A 12,272-nucleotide genomic window follows, 5' to 3' on the forward strand; every position below is an offset into this window, starting at 1 on the left:
TATTAATTATTAATCGCAGCTTCTTTAAATAACCCAAAATCGCTTAAAGCAGGGCTGGCGGCTGCGGCGGTTATTCTTAGTCTAACTTTGGCCGTAGTCACATCATCCTTTAAACGGATCAGCCGATTACCGCCTATACTGGTAGCAGTACCTACTTCCTGCCAGGCATTATCAACCCACGCATCTACAGCAACAGCATCTATCCGTTGGCCCAGCTTGATATTCTCGCGCAGGCGTACCACATTAAAGGTTTTAGGCCGATGCAGATTCACGACCAACTCAGGCGTTGTCACCTTATTATCAGTAGCCCAATATGTATACCGGTCATTATCTATCAAATTGGCCGGACCAAACCTTTGTTTGTTTTTACCACGGACGTTACTGGCAGTCAGTGTCGCGCCTTTAGCCAGGTTAGTTTTGAAAGTTTCTTTTAATATGTTGCCAAATGCGGTAAGCGATTTTACATCATTGTCGGCCAATAAGCCTAGTTGATTAGGCGACAAGCCCAGATCCCAACCGGCTCCTCTGCCTACGCTTTTGTAATACAGATCCAACAATGTTGCCGGTGATTTCACCTTATCATCCTGCGAAGCATGATAAAACCATCCCGGACGCAGCGCTACATCACATTCGGCAGGCATCCAGTACTTACCATCCCGATGCCCTTCGGTACCTTCTTTATCAAGCACGAAACCGTTACCCGGCGCTTTTCCCGGCTCGGGCGAGTGCGGCGTATAAGTGGCCCAGCAAGTCTCGCCGGCTACGCCTCTTTCATTACCTACCCAGCGGACATCCGGACCCACATCACCAAAAATCATAGCGCCCGGCTGCAATTTACGGGCTATGCCCCAGGTTTCGTCCCAACCATAGTAAGTTGAACGGTCTATGGTGCGTTTTTCGTTAGCGCCGCCATAGTAGCCATCGCCTCCGTTAGCGCCGTCATGCCAAACCTCAAACAGCGGGCCGTAGTTGCTGTATAATTCCTTTAACTGTTTACGATAAACCTCTGTTACATATTCCGGTTTGCCGTATAAGGCGCTATTGCGGTCCCATGGCGAGCAGTATACGCCCATTTTCATGCCCAGCTTATCGCAGGCTTCGCGATATTCGCGCAGGATATCCCCTTTGCCGTTTTTATATGGGCTTTTAGAAATGTTGTGCTCGGTACTCTTTGTTGGCCATAAACAAAAGCCATCGTGGTGTTTGGCTACTACGATGATGCCCTTAAAACCTCCGGCTTTAGCCGCTCCTACAATCTGCATAGCGCTGAATTTGGTCGGATTCACAATCGACGGATCTTCGTCACCATTACCCCATTCTTTATCAGTATACGTATCCGGCCCAAAATGGATCAGACAATACATCTCCGTTTCCTGCCATTTTAACTGGCGGGGGCTGGGCAGCGGTCCATAAGGCCTGGGGGCCGATTGACTAAAACCAGTTACGCCAATGCCGCATAGCAAGGCAGTAAGTAACAATTTATTCATAAGGGTTATATTGGTTTAGCTAATGTAGTTGTTTTTGTGATAGGTTGCTAATCTATTTGCCATCCGGCGCTTCGCAAACGGCGCTATTAACAAGCCACAGATTCTTAGCCATGCTCAAGAATGACAAAGTAATTCAAATACGTTGCAAGTGATCCACTGAAGATGTGTATCAATTTGGATCAGTTGGATCACCTGAAATAATAAGTTGTTGATCATTAGCGTATTATAATTTTAGTCGTGAATTTATGGATCAGTTTGGATCACTAAAAATGACTTATTTGTCATTTTTTGGATCACTTGTAATTGATTAATTTTGCTAAATTTGTTAGCATGAAACGTTCGGGAAGTGCAGATCTGCCTTTACATTACGGCTATGTGCCGCAATGGCTGGCAGAGCGGATGGCTAAGCTGGGATTGGCCGTGGTGGAGACCATAGTGATGGACTATGGCAAGGACGAAGTATTACGCCGTATCAGCGACCCGTTTTGGTTTCAGAGCCTGGGTGCGGTAATGGGGATGGACTGGCATTCATCGGGCATTACTACCTCGGTCATGGGTGCTTTAAAACGGGCTATAAATCCACATAGCAAAGACCTGGGTATTTTTATCTGCGGAGGCAAAGGCAAGTATTCTAAACAAACGCCTGATGAATTACTACGGATAAGCGAACGTACAGGCCTCGACGGCAATCATCTGGTAAAATGCAGCAAGCTTAGCGCTAAAGTTGATAATACCGCCATACAGGACGGTTTCCAGCTGTATACCCACAATTTTATCTTAAGCGATACCGGTAAGTGGAGCGTTGTGCAGCAAGGCATGAGTGATACTTCGCGTACAGCCCGCCGCTATCACTGGCACTCGGATAACCTGATCAGTTTTGTTGATGATCCGCATACATTCATCTACGGAAAAAATCATGGTTATATTTTAAATATGGCAGATAGCCGGGCTGCATCCTCGCGTGCCGGGGTGATGCAGATAGCTGCCGAAAATCCCGATAAGATGCTGCGCGAGATCAGGCACTTAAGCATGCCTTCGCATCATGATGTCAGAGCCGAGGATGTAGATTTAAAAAGATTAGGCTCGGTACTGTGGCTGGCGCAGGAAAAACACCCGCAAGATTTTGAGGAATTATTATTATTGAAGGGATTAGGCCCGCGCACTTTACAGTCGCTTACTTTGGTAAGCGAGGTAATACATGGCACGCCTTCGCGATTTAAAGACCCTGCCCGGTTTTCTTTTGCGCATGGAGGCAAGGACGGGCATCCCTTCCCGGTACCTATTAAAATTTATGACGAAACCATAAGCACACTGCAAACGGCCATTCACAAAGCTAAATTAGGTAACGGCGAAAAAAACGAAGCCATTAAACGCCTGACGCTGGTAGCTCAACGCGCTGAACAGGACTTTACGCCCAATGCCAATTTTGAAAAGGTAATTGAAGAGGAAAGAAACAATTCCTGGCGATATGGCGGCCGTACGGTATTTGGTAAAGCGCAGCCGCCCAAGCCGTTTCAACTGAAATTATTTTAAAGAGGCCGCAATAGCATTTGCCGAATCCAGGTGCATCATTAACACCGGCAAGGTTTTCCGGGCAAACCGTTGCACATCTTCGTTACGGTCTGATTTTGCCACATTAAATATTTTGATAGCCTCCTGATGGCCATTGATCATCAACTGTATATAGGCCTGATCAAATTTAACACCGCTGTTATTAGCCATAGACGTTATGGCAGCCTGATGCGCAGCACCTATAGAATCGCTTGCAGCAATTTTATTGGCTATAGCTATTTTTTGCAAATCATCATTAACTCCGGCATGATCAGCTATCATCATTTGGGCAAAATTGATAACCCGTGCATTTTTTGACGTAGTTTGAGCCATTTTCGAAGCGTTAATCTCGGTTTGGCTTACCTCCAGGCCTTGTTTGACAAATGAAACAGCACTTTCATCTACCATATTATTAAAATTTCTTGCCGGCTTATTGTTAACGCATGACGCTGCCGCCAGTAAAATCATTATTCCGGACAGGCAACCAATTAATTTTTTCATTTTAAATTATCAGGGCTTATTTATCGGTTTAGACAAATATAGTATCAACAAGTTTAAAACAATTAATTATTAGTATAATTTTTTATAAAATCATTTATACCGACCAAAAAAAGCGATGATCAGCCGGCGGTACTTGTTGGTGATAATAGGTAACTAAAGATTGGTTTACTGATCTAATGTATTCAGTTGAGAAATCACACTAGATAAATTCCAAACCACTCCCAACTCGGCAATATAACTCTGTGCGCTGTATATCCCCACCAAGAAAGTATCCAAGCTGCTAAAAGCCTTTGTATTTCCAAGCTTATCGATATAGGCATTTGACCTAAAGTAAACAGGAGATCCCGACATTCCAGATCGTGTCGTGGCATCTATCCAAAAACCTTTGTTGTCAGCCTCACTTGCAATACTTCCTTTTTTCCAGACAGGATAAGCATTTGTTTTACCCCAATCATATGGAAAGCCTACTACAAATAAATCGGTAGCTGGCAATAAGAAAAGATTTGAATTCATATATCTGGTAGATAAAACTCTGGTATTACTAAGCTGTATGCTTAGCGCCGTAATTATAGGTATTGCTACTATATCCATAGGATTACCATTGCCATCATTGAATATCATATAATTGTTTTTATTATTTGAAAGCAAGGGCAGTTCTATGAAAAAAGTAGAATTAAGGCTACTGTTGTATAACCTTACTTTCAACAGATTTGCTACCGAATCAGCTGGAATGTTGTGTTTATGTAAGGCTTTATATTCGTTCTTAGCAAAATCACCGCCTACAACATGATTATTTGTGATAAAGTAATACTTTGTTTTTGTGTGAAAGAAAAATCCACTTGCGTTCCCTAGTATGTTTTTACCGTTATATATCTCTACATAACATGAGGATTTAGAAAAAGGATCTACATCTTGGGCGAATAAGGATGTAATAGACAACAAGGCAATGGTTAATAATAAAACTATCTTCTTCATGTGATATCAGTTTACCCCCAATATCAACATAAAATCTAAAAGTCAGAAATTAATAGATCACCTTTCCTGGTCTAGCGGTATATAGTTGCCTGATAATACCAACAAGAGCAGCAGAGCATTCGAGCATGGAAGCTTGAACAGGCGATGTGACGGAGGGGGCATACGATACCGCCCGGTTAAGCGCCTACACTTGCGGGTTTTCTATAACAAAAAGGCGATAGCCGGTTGAAGACTATCGCTTTAAAATATAGGGGGTATAAGGGCAGTTATGCCAGATTTCGTCCCGCGTTTACTATCCCGTAAACCGTGCGGATAATCAGCTTATCATAAACCTCTAACAGTTCTTTGTCAGTGGTATGATTACGCAGATTCAGCGCGTAGTGCTGCATGATAACCAGCGGCAATACAATCTTTTCGCGAATACCGATAGAACGGCGGTCAACCGGCGAATCTTCCATCAGCATTTTGGTACCGGTTAGTTCGAGCAACAATTCTTTTGTCAGTTCAAACTCGTCTTTCAGCTTTTTCCAGAACGACCTGAATTTTTCGTCTTTCTCCAGGTAAGCAGTTACCCTGAAATCAGACTTCGACATAGACATGATACAGTTATCTACCATAGTTCTAAAGAAACCTGATGTAGCATATAACTGCACTACTTCTTCCCAACGGCCCTCCTCTTTCATTTTCTCCAGGGCAGTGCCCATGCCGTAAAAGCCCGGTATGCTTTGTTTAAGCTGGCTCCACGAGGTCACGAAGCTAATAGCACGCAGATCTTCCAGTTTTAATGGAGCATCGGCATTACGTTTAGTCGGGCGGCTGCTGATGTTGATCTTTGACAATAGTTTCAGCGGACTGAATTTCTCCAGATACTCCATAAACAACGGCTGTTGACGCAGGTTCATAAACAGGTCATAGCTTACATCGGCCATACTGGTAATAAGTTGCTTTTGCTGATCGTTCAACGAATCGGTGCTATTTGGGTTTAATGCTGATGTGATACCTGCATTGATCATTTGCTCCATGTTAAAACGAGCGGTCTCGACAGAGCCATACTGCGAGCTTACGGTTTGCCCCTGTATGGTTAGCTGAATATGTTCATTAGCAATTTCTTTACCCATTGAGGCATAGAAACGATGAGTTTTACCGCCGCCACGCGCCGGTGGCCCGCCACGGCCGTCAAAGAAGGCCAGATCAATATCATATTTACGAGCCATAGCGGTCAATTCTACTTTGGCTTTGTAGATAGACCAGTTAGCCATTAAATAACCACCGTCTTTAGTGCTGTCTGAGAAGCCCAGCATAATACTTTGCCTGTTGCCGCGCCTTTTCAGATGCTCTTTATAAAAAGGATGGGTATATAGCTTTTCCATTACTTCGGCCGCAACTTTTAAGTCGTTCACCATTTCAAATAATGGCATAAAGTCGACAGTAAGGCTTTCAGCCTCCCACCCACTCCACAAAAACAGGTCAACCAACTGCAGAATATCAGAAGCCTCCTGGCAGTTACTGATGATAAAACGCTGACAACCTTTTTCGCCATTGGTATACTGAATGTCTTTCATCAGCTTGATGGTGTTTATGGTGTCGCGAATAAGATCATCGGCGTCATCAGGGCACACAAAGTTAAGCTCATTAAAGGTAATAGCGCTTATTTTATTATCCTCATCAAGCTCCTGGTAATTGGCAGGTATTTTTGTAGCAATGTCCTTATCTACACAATACTTAAATACATTACGCAATACGCGGCTGTCCTGACGAATATCCAGCGTGGCGAAGAAACAACCAAATAAACGCACCTTGCGCATCAAGTCGTCAACAATATCAACAAACAAGCTGTTGTGGTTGGTTATCAATGTTTCGTGTATGCTGCCTAATAGCGCCAACAATTCGCCCTGCAGGTCTTTTGCGTTGGGCTGAGGCTTGTTGAAAGCATTTTCATACAATAACCCCTCCAGCGTTTGCATGGTATTTTCAATACCTCTGAAAGTGATACGGCGTTTTAACACCCTAAAATCGCGATAATAGCAGCGGAAGATGATCTGTCTTAGCAAACAGGCTACATCGTAAGTAGTCTTGGTAGTAACGTTAGGGTTACCGTCACGATCGCCACCAGGCCAAAAACCCAGTTCCAATATCGGTTTGCTGTCAGCGTCTATGCCAAACTCTTCTTCCAGTTTACTTTGTATGCCCGAGGCAGCATGGTAAAAAGTATTCTCCAGAAACCAAACCAAACTCACGGCTTCATCAACCGGCGTTGGCGCCTTTTTATTAAAGAACGGCGTTTTACCCAGTTGTTGTAATAAAACGTCGATGGTATTGATATCGTTGGTTTTCAGCGCTTCTATCAGATCATTCATGATACCCAGCACCGTACCCGGATAAAACTGGGTTGGGTGTGCCGTAAGCACCAGGCGCAGCGAAAAATCTTTTAATTTCTCGCTGATATTTTGACGCATCTGGTCGCTTGACGCAGCATTTTGTAGTAAAGCCGTCAGCGTGCCAACCTCGTCGGCACGGCCTATTTTACTGAATGATGAATCTTCAATAGCATCAAACAAAACAACCTGGCGCTCAATGTATTGAATAAACCTGAACATGCGGTTCAACTGCTCGCGATGATCAATATCCGGTACGTATTTTTTAAAAAATGACTCGATAATTTCTGTCGGCGACTCCTCCTTTATTGCTCCCTTTTCGCAATGCGAGCTAAAAAAGGGCAGCAAAATACCTATTTCTTTTACCTGGTAAAATGGCAATGTTTGAAATAAGCTGTTATATAACTCAAAGCGAGTGACAACTTCATTATTAAAAGCGGTTTCTCTTTGGCTGAGTTTTAACGTAGAGGACATATCAGATGTTATAAGATGTAAAAAAAGTGGCTTGGTCTATGGGATAGATCAAAATCGGTGTAAATTAAATAAAAATCGTCAAAAATTATATAATTTTTAAAAAAAATACACATTGACGGCAATATTGATTACAAAAATAAGTGTCGGATAAAATTTTTGTAAATTCATATATCAGGCTTTTTTTCCGAGATTTGTTAGACGATGCTTCAATCTAAAGAGATCAAAACCTTCTTTTTCAGCCAGTATTTTTCTGACGGCTTGCGTATAACGCTGGGCATATTGCTTCCAACCATAGTGTGCCTTCAACTGAATGAGTTTAACCTGGGGCTGACCCTCTCTTTAGGAGCACTTTGTGTTTGCGTAGCTGACAGCCCCGGCCCTGTTGTACACAAACGCAATGGCATGGCCATTGGCAATTTGTGTGTATTTGTTGTGGCGTTAACTACCGGCTTTGCGCGACTAAATGTCTTTACCCTGGGATTAGAGATCACTTTGTTTTCGTTCCTGTTTTCGATGTTTACCGTGTATGGAAACCGGGCGGCATCGGTGGGTACGGGGTCATTGCTGGTAATGGTATTATTAATGGAGCAAGCCATTAAACCTGAGCAAGTATTAAGCTATAGCGCTACTATTTTAGCCGGTGGTGTTTGGTACATGGTGTTTAGCCTGGTTTTTTTTGGTATCCGGCCCTATCGCGCAGCGCAGCAAGCATTGGGCGAGAATGTGGCCGACATTGTAAAGTTTTTGAGGATTAAAGCTGATTTCTATCTGCCTGAAACCAATATCGACGAGAACTACCATAAACTGGTATCGCAACAAATACATGTGAGCCAGAACCAGGATGTAGTGCGCGAACTACTGTTTAAAAGCCGTGTATTGGCTCGCGAATCGACCAACGCCAGCCGTATTTTGGTGCTGACTTTTGTTGACCTGGTGGATATGTTTGAACAGATCATGGCCACGCATTATGACTATACCCAGATCCATGAAAAGTTTAAGGATACAGGTATTTTACCCGAGATAGCCTTTCTGATCCATAAAATGGCCGACGAGCTGGAAAATATCGGTTTTGCGATACTTTCGAATATGCGCTACAAAAACCTGGCTGATTTTAGCGGCGACATGGAAAAGCTTAAACAAAAGATAGACGCGATAGGCGATGCTAACGAAACCAGCAACCTGGTACTCAAAAAGATCCTGATCAACTTGCGTGATCTGAATAAGGAAATTGAAAACATCTTCAATTATTATAATTCAAGCTCATCAAAAATCTTGCTTGAGAATAACCACGATGTAGAGTATTCTAAATTTGCGCCGCATCAGGACTTTGCGCCTCATGTATTCTTCGACAATTTCACTTTGGATTCGGCGGCTTTTAAGCATGCGCTGCGGGTAAGTTTAGTTTGTTTGATAGGTTTTGCAGTGTCCAAAGCTTTTTCATTGGGGCATCATAGTTACTGGGTATTGCTGACTATCATCGTAATTCTGAAACCTGGCTTCAGTTTGTCTAAGCAGCGTAATTATCAGCGTTTAACCGGCACCATCGTCGGCGGTGTCGTCGGCATTCTGATATTAGTTTTCATACCTAATAATAAGGCGCAGTTTATATTGATGCTATTATTTATGGTAGGATCCTACAGCTTTCAGCGATTAAACTACGTGATAAGCGTGCTCTTTACCACACCTTATGTCCTCATTTTATTTAAGTTTCTTGGTGTCGGCCACCTGAATATTGTTGAAGAGCGCGTGGTGGATACTATTATAGGCTCAACCATTGCTTTTATTGCCAGCTACCTCATCTTCCCGACCTGGGAGTTTGAGCAAATAAAACAAAGCCTCGCGGATGTGATATGCAGCAACCGGAATTATCTGATCAAAATAGCCCAAAGCATAACCGGCAATCCTATTACCATCACCGAATACAAACTGGCCCGAAAAGATGTTTTTGTGAAGTCGGCCAACCTGTCGGCAGCGTTTGAGCGCATGACGTCCGAGCCAAAAAGCAAGCAGCGTAATATTAAAGACATCCACAAATTTGTGGTGCTGAATCATATCCTTTCATCTTACACCGCCACGGTAGCCTCAGAGATAACGGTTAAAGGCATGCACAAAGCCACGCCTGAAACGCTGAAGCTGATCAAAAAAAGCATAGCCATACTCAACGAAAGCTCGAAAAAGCTGGGTGGTACACGTGTTGAATTTACCGGAGAAAAAGCAGAACTGGCCGAAATAACCGCCCCCACCGTAATTGAAAATCTGCTGAAAGAACAGTTAGGTTTTATTAATAAGATCAGTACAGATATTGCGAAGGTTACGGATGATGTGTTAAAGTAGCCGCCTTATAACAGTTCGGTAGCCAAATTAGCTAACTCACTGCGCTCCCCTTTTTGCAAGGTTATGTGCGCATAAAGCGGATGCCCTTTGGCACGGTCAATCAGGTAAGACAGGCCGTTACTTTCTGCATCAAGGTATGGGGTATCTATCTGGTAAATATCGCCGGTAAAAACAAATTTACTGTTTTCGCCTGCGCGGGATATGATGGTCTTGATCTCGTGCGGGGTAAGATTCTGGGCTTCGTCTACAATAAAAAATATCTTGCTCAGCGTACGCCCGCGAATGAAGGCCAGCGGAGCTATAGATATCTTTTCGTTGTCAACGAGTTCATCCAGTTTAGCCTGCATCTTTTCGTCATCGGTAAACTGGTCTTTGATAAATTTGAGGTTATCCCATATCGGCGCCATGTACGGGTCTATCTTTGATTTGATATCGCCGGGTAAGAAGCCAATATCTTTGTTGCTAAGGGGGACAATTGGCCGCGTAACAAATATCTGGCGGTAATATTTGCGCTGCTCCAAAGCACCAGCCAGGGCCAGTAACGTTTTACCCGTGCCGGCATTACCCTGTATGGTTACCAGCTTAATGTCTGGATTTAGCAGTGCATGTATAGCAAAAGCCTGCTCAATGTTTCTGGGCTGGATATTGAATATGGGCTGCTCGTTCACCCTTTCCAATATGCCGGTCTGGCTATTATAAAAGGCTGACGCCCTTGTCTTTTTTCCTTCGAGAATATAAAAATGGTTTGCCGTCTCCTTATTCAGTTCCAAGCCGTTGGTTGGTAAGGTGCGTTGTTTGTTGAGCTGGTTGATCTGCTTGTCGGTGGCGCTTACCACAGTTTCACCACTGTACAGTTCATCAACATTTTTAACTTTGCCGGTTTCGTAATCCTCGGCATGTATGTTTAGCGATTTTGCTTTCAAACGAAGGCAGATATCTTTCGATACCAATACCACGTTTTTATCCGGGTTCTCTTCCTGTAAGCCAAGTGCTGCGTTCAGTATGCGATGATCGACTTTATCCGATCCAAAGATCGCCTCGGCATCAACGCCGGTATTCTTGATGTCAATTATTACTTTAAAGCTGCCTTTGTCCTTTCCATTTAACGGATGCCATTTATTAATCAGCTTTTTGCGCGAGATGTCGTCGATGAGGCGGATAAAACTACGGGCCTCGAAATTGCGGGTATCGTTACCGCTTTTCATATTGTCCAGTTCTTCCAGCACCTGAATGGGGATAGCAACATCGTGCTCCTGGAAATTTTCGAACGCATTGTGATCATATAAGATCACGGAAGTATCTAAAACAAATATCTTTTTCCCTGCTGCCGGCCTTTTGTAGTCATTTTGCATACTATGCTAAATTATGCAATTTAACGCCTAACGAAAAATTATTTGTACCCGAAGGTGATTTGGCACACCATATAAAACAAAAACGGGAGCCCTCGTCTTTCGATCTGGTCTCCCGTTTATGCTTATGAGTAACCGTAATTATTCATAAAGCATCAAGCTTCTGTATTTTAACCGGCTTGCCCTGGCCGTGTGCCCTTGCGGGTGTGGTTGCGTCAAGTCATTATTCAGTGCTGCCTATCTCCGTAAAAATTAACAGCTTCTGTCAATGCCTTATTGTAGTTAACACTGCGTTTCTGTTGCTTGCGCCGTTTCTGTTTAATGTAACTCAGGCTTTCCCTTGATCTTAGTTTGTCCGAAAACCTCCCTTCGATTCAATTTTTGTTATTCCTGTAAGGCTGTCAAAGTACTTCGTTCCTGATGATTCTAATATCAGGATGTGTCCGAAATCCTGCAAATATTTTATATAGTTTTTATTAACCCATTATGAACAATAATTTACTGGTTATTAACAGATTACAACACTGAATTATGGTTTAAAAAGACGTTTTATTATAATTACAGTGTGTTTTAGCTCTGTAGACTATTATTGTGCACAAGGTTGTTAACAGGTTGGTTTTTAACAATGACAGACCGACTTTCAGAAAAGTTGCGGCGCACAAATGCGTAAAATTGGCATCCAGGCTAAATAAATTGAAGGGGTTCTTAATGCAAAATGCTGAAATGACGTGTCTTGGCAGCAGCGACTAAACAAATCAAAAATCTGATAAAAACAAAAACGGGTGCCGCCTCTTTCGATTTGACTACCCGTTTTCAACTTTAAGCTGCACCGTAGTACTGCATAAAGCATCAAGTTTTGTGTATAGTGACCGACCTGATCTCATCGTGTTATGTTCACGCTGTTCAATCCCGTCCTCTTTGTGGATACTGACTTAACATCGTTATGTCGCTTATCATTCGATTTATTAACAAACCTTTGCAGGCTTCCAACTCATCTATTTTAAACTCAAACGAGATACATCGTGTTTCCGTTCTAAAAGGATTTACAGATATGATCATTGTTTGCTAACACCGATTGCTTCAAGGTCATTAATAGTATTACCATTTTCCGTAGAAAACAGGCAAACATTTAATACCTTGTTAGTTATATTCTGTTTCGGTCGCTGTCGCGGCTTCGGTTTCCATATAACTCAGGCTTTCCCTTGATCTTTAGTTCGTCCGAGAAC

General features: G+C 42.9%; 7 protein-coding genes. 2 read left to right on the top strand and 5 right to left on the bottom strand.

The window, feature by feature from the left end; all coding sequences use genetic code 11:
* Positions 1-2: 2 nt before the first annotated feature.
* Positions 3-1,487, bottom strand: a complete 1,485-nt coding sequence (locus ABD772_RS02835) for an alpha-L-fucosidase (RefSeq protein ID WP_345100916.1) — start codon at positions 1,485-1,487, stop codon at positions 3-5.
* 330 nt (positions 1,488-1,817) lie between these two features.
* On the opposite strand from ABD772_RS02835, the gene ABD772_RS02840 reads away from it, so the two are divergent.
* Positions 1,818-3,020 (top strand): DUF763 domain-containing protein, encoded by a 1,203-nt coding sequence (locus ABD772_RS02840; RefSeq protein WP_345100917.1) that lies wholly within the window; start codon positions 1,818-1,820, stop codon positions 3,018-3,020.
* Here ABD772_RS02840 and ABD772_RS02845 read toward each other — a convergent pair.
* From ABD772_RS02845 to ABD772_RS02855, 3 genes are all read right to left on the bottom strand, one after another.
* The gene (locus ABD772_RS02845; protein WP_345100918.1) at positions 3,012-3,539 is read right to left on the bottom strand and encodes a DUF4142 domain-containing protein; all 528 of its coding nucleotides are present in this window, start codon (positions 3,537-3,539) and stop codon (positions 3,012-3,014) included. The genes ABD772_RS02840 and ABD772_RS02845 overlap by 9 nt on opposite strands.
* Before the next feature lie 165 nt (positions 3,540-3,704).
* Positions 3,705-4,514, bottom strand: a complete 810-nt coding sequence (locus ABD772_RS02850) for a trypsin-like peptidase domain-containing protein (RefSeq protein ID WP_345100919.1) — start codon at positions 4,512-4,514, stop codon at positions 3,705-3,707.
* Between the two features lie 266 nt (positions 4,515-4,780).
* Positions 4,781-7,363: a phosphoenolpyruvate carboxylase gene (locus ABD772_RS02855; protein WP_345100920.1), complete on the bottom strand. Its 2,583-nt coding sequence runs from the start codon at positions 7,361-7,363 to the stop codon at positions 4,781-4,783.
* 201 nt (positions 7,364-7,564) lie between these two features.
* Here ABD772_RS02855 and ABD772_RS02860 point away from each other — a divergent pair, with 201 nt between their 5' ends.
* A complete protein-coding gene (locus ABD772_RS02860; protein ID WP_345100921.1) occupies positions 7,565-9,697 on the top strand; it encodes an FUSC family protein in 2,133 nt (710 codons plus the stop codon).
* A 5-nt stretch (positions 9,698-9,702) separates the two neighbouring features.
* Here the strand turns inward: ABD772_RS02860 and ABD772_RS02865 are convergent, their stop codons facing one another.
* The gene (locus ABD772_RS02865; protein WP_345100922.1) at positions 9,703-11,049 is read right to left on the bottom strand and encodes a PhoH family protein; all 1,347 of its coding nucleotides are present in this window, start codon (positions 11,047-11,049) and stop codon (positions 9,703-9,705) included.
* Between the last annotated feature and the right edge of the window lie 1,223 nt (positions 11,050-12,272).

This window comes from Mucilaginibacter panaciglaebae (assembly GCF_039539265.1).
GTDB lineage: Bacteria > Bacteroidota > Bacteroidia > Sphingobacteriales > Sphingobacteriaceae > Mucilaginibacter > Mucilaginibacter panaciglaebae.